Annotated in this window: 16 protein-coding genes; 3 read left to right on the forward strand and 13 right to left on the reverse strand. The window is 61.0% G+C overall.

What is annotated here, in order from left to right:
* Positions 1–59 precede the first annotated feature (59 nt).
* Positions 60–2,159: a phosphate acetyltransferase gene (gene pta / locus SOP85_RS02885; RefSeq protein ID WP_323605568.1), complete on the forward strand. Its 2,100-nt coding sequence runs from the start codon at positions 60–62 to the stop codon at positions 2,157–2,159.
* Positions 2,160–3,065, forward strand: a complete 906-nt coding sequence (locus tag SOP85_RS02890) for an acyltransferase (RefSeq protein ID WP_323626020.1) — start codon at positions 2,160–2,162, stop codon at positions 3,063–3,065. It begins immediately after the preceding gene.
* A 169-nt stretch (positions 3,066–3,234) separates the two neighbouring features.
* Here SOP85_RS02890 and cysN read toward each other — a convergent pair whose 3' ends face one another.
* The 3 genes from cysN to SOP85_RS02905 all read right to left on the reverse strand — a co-directional run bounded on the left by cysN (position 3,235) and on the right by SOP85_RS02905 (position 7,055).
* A complete protein-coding gene (cysN, locus tag SOP85_RS02895) occupies positions 3,235–5,133 on the reverse strand; it encodes a sulfate adenylyltransferase subunit CysN (protein ID WP_274073997.1) in 1,899 nt (632 codons plus the stop codon).
* Positions 5,134–5,142: 9 nt separating this feature from the next.
* Positions 5,143–6,060, reverse strand: coding sequence for a sulfate adenylyltransferase subunit CysD (cysD, locus tag SOP85_RS02900; RefSeq protein ID WP_007970286.1), 918 nt, complete (start codon positions 6,058–6,060; stop codon positions 5,143–5,145).
* A gap of 236 nt (positions 6,061–6,296) precedes the next feature.
* Complete coding sequence (locus tag SOP85_RS02905; RefSeq protein WP_274073998.1) at positions 6,297–7,055, reverse strand: Nif3-like dinuclear metal center hexameric protein; 759 nt, start codon at positions 7,053–7,055, stop codon at positions 6,297–6,299.
* A gap of 103 nt (positions 7,056–7,158) precedes the next feature.
* Between SOP85_RS02905 and algW the strand changes: the two genes are divergently transcribed.
* Complete coding sequence (gene algW, locus SOP85_RS02910; RefSeq protein WP_274073999.1) at positions 7,159–8,319, forward strand: Do family serine endopeptidase AlgW; 1,161 nt, start codon at positions 7,159–7,161, stop codon at positions 8,317–8,319.
* A gap of 105 nt (positions 8,320–8,424) precedes the next feature.
* Here the strand turns inward: algW and hisC are convergent, their stop codons facing one another.
* The 10 genes from hisC to SOP85_RS02960 all read right to left on the reverse strand — a co-directional run bounded on the left by hisC (position 8,425) and on the right by SOP85_RS02960 (position 16,367).
* Complete coding sequence (hisC, locus tag SOP85_RS02915; RefSeq protein WP_323605559.1) at positions 8,425–9,477, reverse strand: histidinol-phosphate transaminase; 1,053 nt, start codon at positions 9,475–9,477, stop codon at positions 8,425–8,427.
* 1 nt (position 9,478) lies between these two features.
* Entirely contained in the window at positions 9,479–10,804 is a 1,326-nt protein-coding gene (hisD, locus tag SOP85_RS02920) for a histidinol dehydrogenase (RefSeq protein WP_274074001.1), read from the reverse strand.
* A 127-nt stretch (positions 10,805–10,931) separates the two neighbouring features.
* Positions 10,932–11,567: an ATP phosphoribosyltransferase gene (gene hisG, locus SOP85_RS02925; protein WP_008018703.1), complete on the reverse strand. Its 636-nt coding sequence runs from the start codon at positions 11,565–11,567 to the stop codon at positions 10,932–10,934.
* 129 nt (positions 11,568–11,696) lie between these two features.
* Positions 11,697–12,962 (reverse strand): UDP-N-acetylglucosamine 1-carboxyvinyltransferase, encoded by a 1,266-nt coding sequence (gene murA / locus SOP85_RS02930; protein WP_046820542.1) that lies wholly within the window; start codon positions 12,960–12,962, stop codon positions 11,697–11,699.
* A 22-nt stretch (positions 12,963–12,984) separates the two neighbouring features.
* The gene (locus tag SOP85_RS02935; protein ID WP_274074003.1) at positions 12,985–13,224 is read right to left on the reverse strand and encodes a BolA family protein; all 240 of its coding nucleotides are present in this window, start codon (positions 13,222–13,224) and stop codon (positions 12,985–12,987) included.
* A 114-nt stretch (positions 13,225–13,338) separates the two neighbouring features.
* The gene (locus SOP85_RS02940; RefSeq protein ID WP_274074004.1) at positions 13,339–13,644 is read right to left on the reverse strand and encodes an STAS domain-containing protein; all 306 of its coding nucleotides are present in this window, start codon (positions 13,642–13,644) and stop codon (positions 13,339–13,341) included.
* Positions 13,641–14,282 (reverse strand): MlaC/ttg2D family ABC transporter substrate-binding protein, encoded by a 642-nt coding sequence (locus tag SOP85_RS02945; protein ID WP_274074005.1) that lies wholly within the window; start codon positions 14,280–14,282, stop codon positions 13,641–13,643. The genes SOP85_RS02940 and SOP85_RS02945 overlap by 4 nt, the downstream gene beginning before the upstream one ends.
* Positions 14,283–14,293: 11 nt before the next feature.
* Positions 14,294–14,761 (reverse strand): outer membrane lipid asymmetry maintenance protein MlaD, encoded by a 468-nt coding sequence (gene mlaD / locus SOP85_RS02950; protein ID WP_034147091.1) that lies wholly within the window; start codon positions 14,759–14,761, stop codon positions 14,294–14,296.
* On the reverse strand, positions 14,761–15,558 hold the full coding sequence (gene mlaE, locus SOP85_RS02955; protein WP_274074006.1) for a lipid asymmetry maintenance ABC transporter permease subunit MlaE: 798 nt from the start codon (positions 15,556–15,558) through the stop codon (positions 14,761–14,763). The genes mlaD and mlaE overlap by 1 nt, the downstream gene beginning before the upstream one ends.
* Positions 15,558–16,367, reverse strand: coding sequence for an ATP-binding cassette domain-containing protein (locus SOP85_RS02960; RefSeq protein ID WP_274074007.1), 810 nt, complete (start codon positions 16,365–16,367; stop codon positions 15,558–15,560). The genes mlaE and SOP85_RS02960 overlap by 1 nt, the downstream gene beginning before the upstream one ends.
* Positions 16,368–16,496: the final 129 nt, after the last annotated feature.

Raw genomic sequence — 16,496 nt, forward strand, 5'->3', positions numbered from 1 at the left:
TTTCGGTAGATCGTCAGATATAGATGATCACCACTGCCATGCACCTCTAGAGAATCCGCATGCAAACTTTTTTTATCGCACCCACCGATTTTGGCGTGGGCCTGACCTCCATCAGCCTCGGGCTGGTACGCACCCTCGAGCGGGCCGGCCTCAAGGTCGGCTTTTTCAAGCCGATTGCCCAGCCCCATCCGGGCGACACCGGACCCGAGCGCTCCACCGAACTGGTGGCGCGCACCCACGGCCTGAAGCCGCCACAACCCTTGGGCCTGGCCCATGTCGAGCGCATGCTTGGCGATGGCCAGCTCGATGAGCTGCTCGAAGAAATCATCACCCTTTATCAGCAGGCCGCCATCGGAAAGGACGTGTTGATCGTCGAGGGCATGGTCCCGACCCGCAGCGCCAGCTATGCCGCACGGGTCAACCTGCACCTGGCCAAGAGCCTCGATGCCGAAGTGATCCTGGTTTCGGCACCGGAAAACGAAGTACTGACCGAACTGTCCGGTCGCGTCGAACTGCAGGCGCAATTGTTCGGCGGCCCCAAGGACCCGAAAGTCCTCGGCGTGATCCTCAACAAGGTCAAGACCGACGAAAGCATGGAAGCCTTCGCCGCACGCCTGAACGAACACTCGCCGCTGTTGCGCAGTGGCGACTTCCGTCTGCTTGGTTGCATCCCGTACCAGCCGGAGCTGAATGCGCCGCGCACGCGAGACGTGGCGGACCTGATGGGCGCCCAGGTGCTCAACGCCGGCGATTACGAAACCCGGCGCATGACCAAGATCATCATTTGCGCGCGCACCATGCGCAACACCGTGGAGCTGCTCAAGCCCGGCGTACTGGTGGTGACCCCCGGCGATCGTGACGACATCATCCTCGCCGTGAGCCTTGCGGCCATGAATGGCGTGCCCCTGGCCGGCCTGTTGCTGACCAGTGACACCCTGCCCGACCCTCGCATCATGGACTTGTGCCGTGGCGCCCTGCAGGCGGGCTTGCCAGTGTTGTCGGTGAGCACCGGCTCCTACGACACCGCCAACCAGCTCAATGGCCTGAACAAGGAAATCCCGATCGACGACCGCGAGCGCGCGGAGATCATCACCGATTTCGTCGCCAGCCACCTCGACGCCAACTGGCTGCACCAGCGTTGTGGTACCCCGCGGGAAATGCGCCTGTCGCCAGCGGTGTTCCGTTACCAATTGATCCAGCGCGCACAGTCCGCCAACAAGCGCATCGTCCTGCCGGAAGGCAGCGAACCGCTGACCGTCCAGGCCGCCGCCATCTGCCAGGCCCGTGGCATTGCCCGTTGCGTGCTGCTGGCCAAACCGGCAGACGTCGAAGCCGTGGCCCGCGCCCAAGGCATCGAGCTGCCGCCAGGCCTGGAAATCCTCGACCCGGACCTGATCCGCGAGCGCTACATCGAGCCGATGGTGGCCCTGCGCAAAACCAAAAGCCTCAACGCACCGATGGCCGAGCAGCAGCTGGAAGACACCGTGGTGATCGGCACCATGATGCTGGCGCTGGATGAAGTGGACGGCCTGGTGTCCGGGGTCATTCACTCCACCGCCAATACCATTCGCCCGGCCCTGCAGCTGATCAAGACCGCGCCGGGCTGCACCCTGGTGTCGTCGGTGTTCTTCATGCTGTTTCCCGAAGAAGTGCTGGTCTACGGCGACTGCGTGATGAACCCGCACCCGAGCGCCAGCGAACTGGCCGAGATTGCCCTGCAAAGCGCCGACTCGGCGGCCGCGTTCGGCATCACCCCGCGGGTGGCGATGATCAGCTATTCCAGCGGTGAGTCGGCCAGCGGCGAGGAAGTCGAGAAGGTCCGCGAAGCGACATTGCTCGCCCATGAGCAGCAACACTCGCTGCTGATCGACGGTCCATTGCAGTATGACGCCGCCGCCAACGAAACCGTGGCCCGGCAACTGGCGCCGAACAGCCAGGTGGCCGGTCGCGCCACGGTGTTCGTGTTCCCCGACCTGAACACCGGCAACACCACGCACAAAGCCGTGCAGCGCAGCGCCGACTGCGTCAGCCTCGGGCCGATGCTGCAAGGCCTGCGCAAACCGGTGAACGATTTGCCGCGCGGCGCGCAGGTCGACGACATCGTCTACACCATCGCCCTGACGGCGATTCAAGCTGCCAACCGACCTATGGATGTGTAAATGCTGGATTTCCTGCCCGCGTTCTTACGCGGAGTAATCGCCGCGCTGCTGTTGGCGTTGAACACGATTTTGCTGTGCTCGTTCCTGTTCTGTGTGGCGCTGTTCAAGGTGTTGCCGTTCGCGCTCACCCAACGCATTGCCCAATGGCTGATGAGCCATACCCATGAGGCCTGGATCAGCGTCAACAAGGGCTGGATGAACCTGGTCCGGCGCACCCGCTGGCACGTCAGCGGCCTGCAGGGCCTCGACTATCAACACTCGTACCTGGTCACCAGCAACCACCAAAGCTGGGTCGACATCCTGGTGCTGCAATACGTGCTCAATCGGCGTATCCAGCCGCTGAAGTTCTTTCTCAAGCAAGAGCTGATCTGGGTACCGGTGATTGGCCTGGCGTGGTGGGCGCTGGGCTTTCCGTTCATGAAGCGCTACTCCAAGGCCTATCTGGAAAAGCACCCTGAGAAGAAAGGCAAGGACCTGGAAACCACGCGCAAGACCTGCGCGAAATTTCGCGATAACCCGGTGGGCATCTTCAATTTCGTCGAGGGCACGCGCTTCACCGAAGGCAAGCATGCCCAGCAGAAATCGCCGTTCCGTTATTTGCTCAAACCCAAGGCTGGTGGCATTGCGTTCGTGCTGGACGCGATGGGTGAGCAACTGGAATCCATCGTCAACGTGACCATCCACTACCCGGCCGGGCGTCCCGGTTTTTGGGATTTGTTGTGCGGGAATGTGACGGATGTGGTGGTGCACTTTGAGGAGCTGAAGATTCCGCCGCAGTTCATTGGCAAGAACTATGACCAGGATGGTGAGTATCGATTGCAGTTCCAAGGCTGGATCAACCAGTTGTGGGAAGACAAGGATGTGCTCCTGGGGCAGATGCACCACGAATATCCGAACCGACACTGATCTCCTGTGGGAGCTAGCCTGCTGGCGATAGCGGTTTCACATTCAGCAGATCTGTTGACTGATTCACCGTAATCGCCAGCAGGCTAGCTCCCACAGTTGACCGAGTAGGTCTCAATAAAAAACCCGCCGATGATCACTCATCGGCGGGTTTTTCATTTCTGGCTAAGGCTTAGATCGCGCCGCGTTTACGCAGCAGATCCAGCACTTGCTTCACGCCCTCTTCCAGCGACACGGACTGGGTGTCGATCACCAGGTCGGCATCCAGCGGCACGTCGTACGGGAAGGATTCGCCCGGGATGTTATCCCCGGCCGCCGCGTACAGGCCTTGCGGGTCACGCTCGGCACAGACTGTTGGCGAAGCCTGGACGTAGACCGTCAGCAGACGTTCCTTGCCGATCAGTTCCCGCGCCTGTTCACGACCTTCGGCACTCGGTGCAACGAACGCCGCCAGGGTCAGCAGGCCGGCTTCGTTGAACTGACGCGCCACGTGTGCGGCACGACGCCAGTTCTCGGTGCGCCCGGCGCGATCCTGTGGCAGACCTTTGTTCAGGTCGTGACGCAGGTTCTGGCCATCGAGCACGAACACCGCACGACCCAGGTCGAACAGCTTGCGCTCAACCGCATAGGCCAGGGTGCTCTTGCCAGCGCCCGACAAGCCGCTGAACAACACGGTGGCCGGTTGCTGGCCGAAGCGCTGGGCGCGTTCTTCGGTGGCAACGTGGGCCAGTTTGCCGTGGTGGGTGCTGGTGCCATGGGCCAACGGCTGGGCGACGATCATGCCGGCGCCGACGGTGCCGTTGGTCAGGCGGTCGATGATGATGAACGCGCCGGTGGTGCGGTTGCTGTCGTAACCGTCGAGAGCAATCGGCGCGTCGAGCGCGATCTTGACCTTGCCGATTTCGTTCAGCTGCAACGCGCTGGCCGGGCCTTCTTCCAGGGTGTTGACGTCGACCTTGTTGACGATGCTGGCGATGGAGCCCGGCACGTAGCTGGTGGCGCGCTTGATGTCGTATTTCTTGCCCGGCAGCATCGGCTCTTCGGCCATCCATACGAGCATGGCTTCGAAGCTGTCGGTCACCGGCGGCACGTTGTCGGCGTGAACCAACAGGTCGCCACGGGAGATGTCGATTTCGTCTTCCATGGTCAGGGTGACTGCCTGACCTGGACCTGCGTGTTCCAGCTCACCTTCGAAGGTGACGATGGATTTCACGCGGCTGCTCTTGCCCGACGGCAGCACCACGACTTCGTCGCCTTTCTTGACGATGCCGCTGGCCAGGGTGCCGGCGAAACCGCGGAAGTTCAGGTTCGGACGGTTGACGTACTGCACCGGGAAACGCAGGTCGGTGAAGTTGCGGTCGCCCGCCACTTCCACGGTCTCGAGGATTTCCATCAGCGACTGGCCGGTGTACCACGGCGAGCGCTCGGACTTGTTCACCACGTTGTCGCCCTTCAAGGCGGACATCGGCACGAAGTGCATGCTGGTCGGCTTGAGCTTCAGGCCTTCGGCGAACTGCAGGTAGTCGGCCTTGATCGACTCGAACACGCCCTGGTCGAAGTCCTTGAGGTCCATCTTGTTGATGGCGACGACGATGTGCTTGATGCCCAGCAACGAGGCGATGAAGCTGTGGCGGCGGGTCTGGGTCTGCACGCCGTAGCGGGCATCGACCAGGATGATCGCCAGGTCACAGGTGGAGGCACCGGTGGCCATGTTGCGGGTGTACTGCTCATGGCCGGGGGTGTCGGCGATGATGAATTTGCGCTTGGCGGTGGAGAAGTAGCGGTATGCGACATCGATGGTGATGCCTTGCTCGCGCTCGGCCTGCAGGCCATCGACCAGCAGCGCCAGGTCGATGTCTTCACCGGTGGTGCCGACTTTTTTCGAGTCGCGGGTAATGGCTTCCAGGTGATCTTCGTAGATCATCTTGGAGTCGTGCAGCAGGCGCCCGATCAGGGTGCTCTTGCCGTCGTCGACGTTACCGCAGGTCAAAAAGCGCAGCAGCTCTTTACGTTCGTGCTGGCCCAGGTAAGCGAGGATGTCCTCGCTGATCAAATCAGATGCGTGCGACATGACAACCCCTTAGAAATAACCCTGACGTTTTTTGTCTTCCATGGAGCCTGCGCCATCGTGGTCGATGACACGGCCCTGGCGCTCGGAAGTTCGCGTCAGGAGCATTTCCTGAATGATGTCCGTGAGGCTTTCGGCCTCGGACTCCACCGCGCCCGTCAACGGGTAGCAACCTAGGGTACGGAAACGCACTTTCTTTTTGACGATGCGGGCTTTGTCTTCATCGCTCAGGTGTTCGAGGATGCGCTCGTCGTCGATCATGATCAGGGTGCCGTTCTTCTCGATGACTTCACGCTCGGCGGCGAAGTACAGCGGGACGATCGGGATGCCTTCCAGGTAGATGTACTGCCAGATGTCCAGCTCGGTCCAGTTCGACAACGGGAATACGCGGATGGATTCACCCTTGTTAACCTTGCCGTTGTAGACGTTCCAAAGCTCCGGACGCTGGTTCTTCGGGTCCCAGCGGTGCTTGCTGTCGCGGAACGAGTACACGCGCTCCTTGGCACGGGATTTCTCTTCATCGCGACGGGCACCACCGAAGGCGGCGTCGAAACCATGCTTGTCCAGTGCCTGCTTCAGGCCCTCGGTCTTCATGATGTCGGTGTGCTTGGCGCTGCCGTGGGTGAACGGGTTGATGTTCTGCGCCACGCCATCCGGGTTGACGTGGGTGATCAGGTCCAGGCCCAGCTCGGCAACCATCTTGTCGCGGAAGGCGTACATCTCCTGGAATTTCCAGCGAGTGTCGACGTGCATCACCGGGAACGGCAGCTTGCCGGGGAAGAAGGCCTTGCGTGCCAAATGCAGCATCACGGCGGAGTCTTTACCGATGGAGTACAGCATCACCGGGTTATCGAACTCGGCGGCCACCTCGCGGATGATGTGGATGCTTTCCGCCTCCAGCTGTTTCAGATGCGTCAGTTTGTCGACCATGGCTACTCACGAAATCTTTCTTATGAACGGCCAGCGGGCCGTGTTCGAGCGGGGAATCCTAGCACAGCGCCCCCTTCTAATGAGGACGCTAACTAGATCGAAAGAGCATATGAATATGCCCGCCCGTTTGGGCGCCGCGGACCTTTGTGGGAGCGGGCTTGCTCGCGAAGGCGGCGAATCAGTCAGCATAAATGTTGAATGACACACCGCCTTCGCGAGCAAGCCCGCTCCCACATTTAGATCGGGTTGGGGCAATCGATGAAGATGTGTTCGAGGGCGAACCGTCGGGCCAGGTAGTCACCCAGCGCCTGCACGCCATACCGCTCGGTGGCATGGTGACCGGCGGCGATGAAGCTGATGTCGTTCTCCCGGGCACTGTGGAAGGTCTGCTCGGACGCTTCCCCGCTCAGGTACAGATCGACACCCGCCAGCACCGCCTGATCGATGTAGCCCTGACCGCCGCCGGTGCACCAGCCGACCCGGCGTATCATGTTGCCGCCTTCGATCAGCAAAGGTTCGCGGCCCATCACCTCGCGCACGCGGCGGGCGAAGTCCCGGGGCGTCACGGGTTCGTTCAACGAACCGACCAGGCCGACGATCTTCAGGTTGTCCGGGTCCAGCGGACCCTCGACGGTGATGTCCAGCTGCCGCGCCAACTGCACGTTGTTGCCAACGTCAGGGTGCAGGTCCAGCGGCAGGTGATAGGACAGCAGGCTGATATCGTGCTTGAGCAGCGTCTTCAGGCGGCGCTGCTTCATGCCGGTGATGCACGGGTTTTCGCCTTTCCAGAAGTAGCCGTGATGCACCAGCACCAGGTCGGCGTTGGCCTCCACCGCGGCATCGAGCAAGGCCTGGCTGGCGGTGACGCCGCTGACGATGCGCATCACCTGCGGCCGGCCCTCGACCTGCAGGCCGTTGGGGCAGTAATCGGCAATTTTCGAACTGCCGAGGTAACGGTCGGCTTCTTCGACCAGGGTGCTCAGGGCGACGGCCATAAAAGACTCCTAAATATCCCGTTCAGAGGCACGCGCGGCCTCGTATAATGCGCGTCATTATGAGCGGTCTCATACCGCCTGCAACTCTCTCAGGACGTGCTTAATGCTCAAGGCGCTGCGTTTTTCCGGCTGGCCGCTGTTGGCCGGCGTGCTTGTCGCTCTGTTAATCATCCAGCGTTACCCGCAGTGGGTCGGGCTTCCAAGCCTCGACGTCAACCTGCAACAAGCCCCGCAAACCACCAGTATGCAGCAAGGCCCAGTGTCCTATGCCGACGCGGTGACCACCGCCGCGCCGTCGGTGGTGAACCTGTACACCACCAAAGTCATCAACAAACCCAATCACCCGCTGTTCGAGGATCCGCAGTTTCGCCGTTTCTTCGGCGACAACTCGCCCAAGCAGAAACGCATGGAGTCGAGCCTCGGTTCCGGCGTGATCATGAGCCCGCAAGGCTACATCCTCACCAACAACCACGTGACCAGCGGTGCCGATCAGATCGTGGTGGCGCTCAAGGACGGCCGTGAAACCCTGGCAAGGGTGATCGGCAGCGATCCGGAAACCGACCTGGCGGTCCTCAAGATCGACCTGAAGAACCTGCCGTCGATCACCGTGGGCCGCTCCGACAACATCCGCATCGGCGACGTGACCCTGGCCATCGGTAACCCGTTCGGCGTCGGCCAGACCGTGACCATGGGCATCATCAGCGCCACCGGGCGCAATCAGCTGGGCCTGAACAACTACGAAGACTTCATCCAGACCGACGCCGCGATCAACCCCGGCAACTCAGGCGGTGCGCTGGTGGACGCCAACGGCAACCTGACCGGCATCAACACGGCGATTTTTTCCAAATCCGGCGGTTCCCAGGGCATCGGCTTCGCGATTCCGGTAAAGCTGGCCATGGAAGTGATGAAGTCGATCATCGAACACGGCCAGGTGATTCGCGGCTGGCTCGGTATCGAAGTGCAACCGTTGTCCCAGGAACTGGCGGAGTCGTTTGGCCTGTCGGGGCGCCCGGGCATCGTGGTCGCGGGGATTTTCCGTGACGGTCCGGCGCAAAAGGCCGGCCTGCAATTGGGCGATGTGATCCTCAGCATCGACGGCGAGCCGGCTGGCGATGGCCGTCGCTCGATGAATCAGGTGGCGCGGATCAAGCCGACCGACAAGGTCGCGATCCAGGTGATGCGCAATGGCAAGGAACTGAAGCTAACGGCTGAGATTGGCTTGCGTCCGCCGCCTGCGCCGGTCAAAGAGAAAGAAGAAAACTAAGCCGTATACAAAAACCAATGTGGGAGCGGGCTTGCTCGCGAAGGTGTGTCAGTCGACACCCATGTCGCTGACACACCTTCGCGAGCAAGCCCGCTCCCACAGGGTTTATAGGTCGCCGAGGCCGTCGATCAGCGCCTGATTCTGCTCAGGTGTACCGATCGAGATCCGCAGGAACTGGGCAATCCGCTCCTGCTTGAAGTGCCGGACAATCACGCCTTGCTCGCGCAGTTTGGCCGCCAGGCCTGCTGCATCGTGCTGGGGGTGACGGGCGAAAATGAAGTTCGCCGCCGATGGCAGTACTTCAAAGCCCTTCGCTTTCAACTGTGCAACAACCTTCTCGCGACTCTCGATCACCAGGCGGCAAGTCTTGTCAAAGTATTCACGATCCTCGAACGCCGCCGCGGCCCCGACATTCGCCATCCGATCCAGCGGATAGGAGTTGAAGCTGTTCTTGATCCGCTCCAGCGCCTCGATCAGGTCCGGATGCCCCACCGCCAAGCCGACCCGCAGACCGGCCAGCGAGCGCGACTTGGACAGGGTCTGGGTCACCAGCAGGTTCGGATAACGATCCACCAGGCTGATCGCCGTCTCGCCGCCGAAATCGATGTAGGCCTCATCGACCACTACCACCGAATCCGGGCTGGCCTTGAGGATCTGCTCGATGGCATCGAGTGCCAACAGGCAACCGGTCGGTGCGTTCGGGTTGGGGAAAATAATCCCGCCGTTCGGTTTGGCGTAGTCCGCCGGGTTGATCTGGAACTGCTCGTCCAGCGGCACCGCATCGAACTGGATGCCATACAAGCCGCAGTAAACCGGGTAGAAGCTGTAGCTGATGTCCGGGAACAGCAACGGCTGATCGTGCTGCAGCAAGCCGTGGAAGATGTGCGCCAAGACTTCGTCGGAACCGTTGCCGAGAAACACCTGGTTGCTCTGCACGCCGTAGTACTGGGCCACGGCATTTTTCAGCCGATCGCTGTTCGGGTCCGGGTACAGGCGCAGGTTGTCGTTCAGTTCAGTCTGCATCGCAGCCAGGGCTTTGGGCGATGGACCGTACGGGTTTTCATTGGTGTTGAGCTTCACCAGTTTCGCCAGTTTTGGCTGTTCGCCCGGTACGTACGGCACCAGGTTCTTGACGAACGGGCTCCAGAATTTACTCATCTCAGTTCCCCTGCTTGTCGTCGATGATGCGATATTCGGCACTGCGGGCGTGGGCGGTCAGCGACTCGCCACGGGCCAGCACGGAAGCGGTTTTGCCCAGGTCGGACGCGCCCTGCTCCGAGCAAAAAATGATCGACGAACGCTTCTGGAAGTCGTACACACCCAGCGGCGACGAAAATCGCGCCGTGCCGGAAGTCGGCAACACATGGTTCGGGCCTGCACAGTAGTCGCCCAGCGCTTCGCTGGTGTGACGGCCCATGAAGATGGCACCGGCATGGCGAATCTGCGGCAGCCAGGCTTGTGGATCGGCGACCGACAGCTCCAGGTGCTCCGGCGCGATGCGATTGGCCACTTCGATGGCTTGCTCCATGTCGCGCACCTTGATCAGCGCACCACGGCCGTTGATCGAGGTTTCGATGATCTGGGCGCGTTCCATGGTCGGCATCAGCTTGGCGATGCTCGCGGCAACCTGGTCGAGGAACTCGGCATCCGGGCTGACCAGGATCGCCTGGGCGTCTTCGTCGTGCTCGGCCTGGGAGAACAGGTCCATGGCGATCCAGTCCGGATCGGTCTTGCCGTCACACACCACGAGGATCTCCGACGGACCGGCGATCATGTCGATACCGACCTGGCCGAATACGTGGCGCTTGGCAGTGGCAACGTAGATGTTGCCCGGGCCGACCACTTTATCGACCATCGGCACGCTTTCGGTACCGTAGGCCAACGCGGCCACCGCCTGGGCACCCCCGATGGTGAATACACGGTCGACACCGGCGATGCAGGCGGCAGCCAGCACAAGCTCGTTGATCTCACCGCGAGGGGTCGGCACCACCATGACCACTTCGGTCACGCCGGCAACCTTGGCCGGAATCGCGTTCATCAGCACCGATGACGGGTAGGACGCCTTGCCACCCGGCACATACAGGCCGGCGCGATCCAGCGGCGTGACCTTCTGGCCCAGCACGGTGCCATCGGCCTCGGTGTAGCTCCAGGAGTCCTGCTTCTGCTTTTCGTGATAGCTGCGTACTCGGGCCGCGGCTTTTTCCAGGGCTTCGCGCTGGGGCACGGTAATGCGCGTCAGTGCCAGTTCCAGACGCTCTCGCGGCAGGATCAGGTCCGCCATGGACTTCACGTCCAGGCCGTCGAACTGACGGGTGAAGTCCACCAGCGCCGCGTCACCGCGCTCGCGCACGGCCTTGATGATGTCCAGCACTCGCTGATTGACCGAGTCGTCAGACACACTTTCCCAGCTCAGCAGATGATCCAGATGATGCGCGAAATCCGGGTCAGCAGCGTTGAGTCGGCGAATTGCAGTCGGTGCGGTCATAGCGAGAGCCTCATAGGATTGGCAAAAAACTCAGGCGCCCTAACTTAGCAGTCGTTTCCGCTTGGGCACCTGAGAATTCTGGCTATGAGGCGGATAGACGGGCGCGACTCAAGGCCGCGCAGGTGAATCAGCCGCGGTGTCGAGACTCCACTGCCTTGCGCAGGGTGTCGATCAACGCCTGGATACGGGCGTGCTGCATTTTCATCGAAGCCTTGTTGACGATCAGTCGGGAGCTGATGGCCGCGATGAAATCCTGTGGCTCCAGGCCGTTGGCCCGCAGCGTGTTACCGGTGTCGACCACGTCGATGATCTTGTCGGCCAGGCCGATCAGCGGCGCCAGCTCCATCGAGCCGTAGAGCTTGATGATGTCGACCTGACGGCCCTGCTCGGCGTAGTAGCGCTTGGCAACGTTGACGAACTTGGTGGCGATACGCAGGCGGCCCTTGGGCTCGACTGCGCCGACCTTGCCGGCGGTCATCAACTTGCACTGGGCAATCTGCAGGTCCAGCGGCTCGTACAGGCCCTGGCCGCCGTATTCCATCAGCACGTCTTTACCGGCGACACCGAGGTCGGCGGCACCATGCTCGACATAAGTCGGCACGTCGGTGGCACGCACGATCAACAGGCGTACATCTTCCTGGGTCGTGGGAATGATCAGCTTGCGGCTCTTGTCCGGATTCTCGGTCGGCACGATGCCCGCTTCAGCCAGAAGCGGCAGGGTGTCGTCAAGGATGCGGCCCTTGGACAGTGCGATGGTCAACATGGGAAACGTCAGTCCTTATCAAGGTACTCATGCCCGGTCGCAAATGGCGCCGGACATACATCGAGGGTGTAGACCACCCTCGACTTTGAACAATTCAACGGGCACTTCCCTGTGCCCATGCAGCAGGTACTAGCCCGGAACGCGGCGGATCTTGGCGCCCAGCATCTGCAGTTTCTCTTCGATGCACTCGTAACCACGGTCTATGTGGTAGATGCGGTCGATCAGGGTGTCGCCGTCGGCGATCAGCGCCGAGATCACCAGGCTGGCCGAGGCACGCAGGTCGGTGGCCATCACTGGCGCGCCCTTGAGCTTCTCGGTACCGGTAACGATGGCGGTGTTGCCTTCGACCTGGATCTTGGCGCCCATGCGGTGCAGTTCGTACACGTGCATGAAGCGGTTTTCGAAGATCGTCTCGATCACGGCGCCCGTGCCTTCGGCAATGGCGTTGAGGGAGATGAACTGCGCCTGCATGTCGGTCGGGAACGCCGGGTACGGAGCGGTGCGCACGTTGACGGCTTTAGGCCGCTTGCCGTGCATGTTCAGCTCGATCCAGTCTTCGCCGCAGGTGATTTCGGCACCGGCTTCGCGGAGTTTTTCCAGCACGGCTTCGAGGATGGTCGGATCGGTGTCCTTGACCTTCACACGCCCGCCGGTCACGGCCGCGGCCACCAGGTAGGTGCCGGTTTCGATACGGTCCGGCATCACCTTGTAGGTGGTGGTGTGCAGACGCTCGACGCCATCGATGGTGATGGTGTCGGTGCCAGCACCGGAAACCTTGGCACCCATGGCGTTCAGGAAGTTCGCCAGGTCGACCACTTCCGGCTCGCGCGCGGCGTTAGCCAGAACGCTGCGACCCTTGGCCAAAGCGGCCGCCATCATGATGTTTTCGGTACCGGTCACACTGACGGTGTCGAAGAAGAAGTGCGCGCCACGCAGGCCGCCTTCAGGGGCCTTGGCCTTGATGTAGCCGCCTTCGACGTCGATGATCGCGCCCATGGCTTCCAGGCCACGGATGTGCAGGTCAACCGGACGCGAGCCGATGGCGCAACCGCCAGGCAGCGCGACTTCGGCTTCACCGAAGCGGGCAACCATCGGGCCCAGCACCAGGATCGACGCACGCATGGTTTTAACCAGTTCGTACGGAGCGATCAGGGTCTTGATGGTGCGCGGGTCGATTTCAACGGCCAGCTTCTCGTCGATCACCGGCTCGATGCCCATGCGACCGAACAACTCGATCATGGTGGTGATGTCGTGCAGGTGCGGCAGGTTGGCCACGGTCACGGGACCGTCGCACAGCAGGGTGGCAGCGAGAATCGGCAGTGCCGAGTTCTTTGCCCCGGAGATACGGATTTCGCCATCGAGACGAGCACCGCCAGTAATAATCAATTTATCCATAAGAATCTCGACGCCCTTGGGCTCAGGTGCGCTCGGCCCAGGCCGCGCTGCTGAAAAATTTCATAGTGACCGCATGGATGCTGCCATCGGTGATCCATGGGTTCAAATGGGCATAGATCTGCTGCTGACGCTTCACCGGGCTCAACGCCGCCAGTTCATCGCTAATCACGTTCAGCTGGAAATTGCAGCCTTCGCCCTCGACTTCTACATTCGTTCCGGGCAGCTTTCCTTCAAGAAAGCTCTTAACTTCGTTGGCCTGCATGCTCAACCTCAATCGGCGCCCTGTGCGCGCGGGTCGGACATCATACAAAAAAGCCCCGCGCCTGCGAACCCCGGGAAGCAGGACTCTGACGGGGGGCTTCCTTATAGATGCGGGTTAGGGATGCGCCAACAGCTCGGTCAGCTCACTGACCTGGGCTATTTCGCGCATATCTTCTGGCATCCCGCGGATGCTCAGCGCCTTGCCGGCCGCCTGGGCATCACGCATGAAACACAACAGCAACGACAGACCGACGCTGCTGGACTTCTCCACCGCTGAACAATCGACCACCACGGCCGCGGCCTTGCTGGAGTTAATCAGCGACTGCCCCTGCCGGCGCAGTTCCGGACCGGTTCGATAATCCAGCACACCGCTGAGCCGCAGCTCGCCGGCCTCGTCCATGCGGACCGCCGACTCACTCATTGGGTCTGTTTCTCGGTGGATTCCTTGGCCTTGGCGACTTCCCCTGCCCAACCATTGATGGTTTTGTCCAGGTCGTTGCCATTGCGCTGCATCGCATCAGCGAACTGATCACGGAACAGCTTGCCAATGTTGATGCCGTTGATGATGACGTTACGCAGCTTCCACTCGCCGCCGACCTTCTCCAGCGTGTAGGACACAGGATAGATCGCGCCGTTGCTGCCCTTGACCGTCATGCCGACGCTGGTACGTTCGCCCGACTCGTCCTTGGCAGGATCAACGGTGATGCCCTGGTTGTTGTACTCGAGCAGGGCATTCCCATAGAACTGGAACAGACCTTTCTTGAAGTTTTCTTCAAAGGTCTTCATTTGCGCAGGTGTGGCTTTGCGCGAGTACTTGACCGTCATGATGCTCTTGGAAATGCCCTCGGCATCCACCACCGGGCCGACAATGCTGTTGAGCGCTGCATAGAAGTCCTGCGGATCCTGCTTGTACTTCTCTTTGTTGGCGGCCAGGTCGGCCAGCAACCGGTTGGTGGTGTCCTGGACCAGTTCGTGCGCGGAAGGCGCCGCCACGGCGTTAGCCACCAACGGCAAGGCCGCGAGCAAAACCAACAGGCCACGTCGCAAGGTAGAGATCATTCAAAAGCTCCTCATTTGGCGTCTTTGCTAACGGTATTGAGCAGGAATTTACCGATCAGGTCCTCGAGCACCAGCGACGACTGGGTGTCATGGATGGTCCCGCCATCCTTGAGCAGGGCTTCTTCCCCACCCACGCTGATACCGATGTACTTCTCGCCCAACAGGCCAGCGGTCAGGATAGATGCAGTGGAGTCTGCCGGTAGATTATCTACACGCTTCTCCAGCTGCATGGTCACCCGACCAGTGAAACTGTCGCGGTCCAGATCGATTGCCGTGACCTTGCCGATGGTCACACCGGCCATGGTCACCTTGGCTCTGACAGTCAATCCGGCGATATTGTCGAAATACGCATAAAGTTTATAGGTTTCGGTGTTCGGGCTCGGGGACAGGCCACTGACCCGCAACGCCAGCAACAGCAAAGCCAGGATGCCAGCCAGCAAGAAAAGGCCGACACCGATTTCCAGGGTGCGGTTTTGCATCAGAAATCTCCAAACATCAAGGCGGTCAGAATAAAGTCCAGGCCGAGCACAGCCAAAGAGGCATACACCACGGTCTTGGTAGTGGCACGACTGATCCCTTCTGAAGTGGGCTCACAGTCATAGCCTTGGAATACGGCGATCCAGGTCACGACAAAGGCAAAGACCATGCTTTTGATGATGCCGTTGAGCACATCGTCGGCAAACGTCACGCTGTTCTGCATGTTCGCCCAGTAGGAGCCGTCATAGACACCCAGCCAGTCGACGGCCACCCAGGAACCGCCCCAGATACCCACCACGCTGAAAATCATCGCCAGCACCGGCAAGGAAATGAAGCCGGCCCACAGGCGCGGGGCAATGATGTACTTGAGCGGGTCCACCCCGATCATTTCCAGGCTGGAGAGCTGTTCGGTGGACTTCATGTTGCCGATTTCCGCCGTCAGTGCCGAACCGGCACGCCCGGCGAACAGCAATGCGGTGACCACCGGCCCCAGTTCACGCAGCAGCGTCAGCGCCACCATCTGCCCCACCGCCTGCTCCGAACCGTAGCTGGACAGGATGTTGAAGCCCTGGAGCGCCAGCACCATGCCGATGAATATCCCGGAGACCACGATGATCACCAGGGACATTACCCCCACCGAATGCAGTTGCTTGACCAGCAGGCCAAACCCGCCACCGATACCGCCGCGTCCCAGCAGTGCATGAAACAGGAAAATCGAGGAGCGCCCGAACACCGCCAGCACATCGATGCCCGCGTGGCCGAACCGGCGCACCCTTTCCAACAGTGAAATCTTGCGCATCAACGCTTCCCCAGAAGATCTGCGCGGTAATCCGTCGCTGGAAAGTGATAGGCGACCGGACCGTCGGGCTCGCCTGTCATGAATTGACGGATACGCGGCTCGTCCGAGTTCATCAGTTCGTCGGGCGTGCCCTGCCCCAATACCTGGCCATCGCCCACCACATAGATGTAGTCGGCAATGCTGGCGGTTTCGGCCAGGTCATGGGACACCACGATACTGGTAATGCCCAGCGCATCGTTGAGCAAGCGGATCAGGCGCACCAGCACACCCATGGCAATGGGGTCCTGGCCGACAAAAGGCTCGTCATACATGAGAATCTGTGGATCGAGCGCAATCGCCCGCGCCAGTGCGACGCGACGTTTCATGCCGCCGGACAGCTCGTCGGGCATCAGGTCGATGGCGCCACGCAACCCCACGGCCTGCAATTTGAGCAGGACGATGTCGCGGATCATTTCTTCGGGCAGCCCGGTATGAACGCGCAACGGGAAGGCGACGTTCTCGAAGACATCGAGGTCGGTAAACAGTGCGCCACTCTGAAACAGCACACCCATGTGCTTGCGTGCATCGAACAGATCACTGCGCGACAACGCCGGCAGGTTCTGGCCATTGACCCAGACTTCGCCACTGGCAGGCCGCAACTGCGCGCCCATCAGGCGCAACAGCGTGGTCTTGCCACATCCGGAAGGCCCCATGATGCCGGTGACCTTGCCGCGCGGGATGCGGATATCAATGTTATTGAAAATGCTGCGCGTACCGCGCTTGAAGGTCAGTCCCTTCAGCTCGACCGCGTAGGCGTTATCGGCGCTCATCTAAACTCCTTGCGATGCAGCCTCACACTCGGACGCCTGGCTTCCTGACAAAAGCACACTACCTCCTGGGCGGGCCGAACTGGCGGCGAACTATATCACTGCAAGCGGCACGCGCCCAAGGCCAATGCC

The organism is Pseudomonas sp. YuFO20 (assembly GCF_035064975.1).
Lineage (GTDB): Bacteria > Pseudomonadota > Gammaproteobacteria > Pseudomonadales > Pseudomonadaceae > Aquipseudomonas > Aquipseudomonas putida_AE.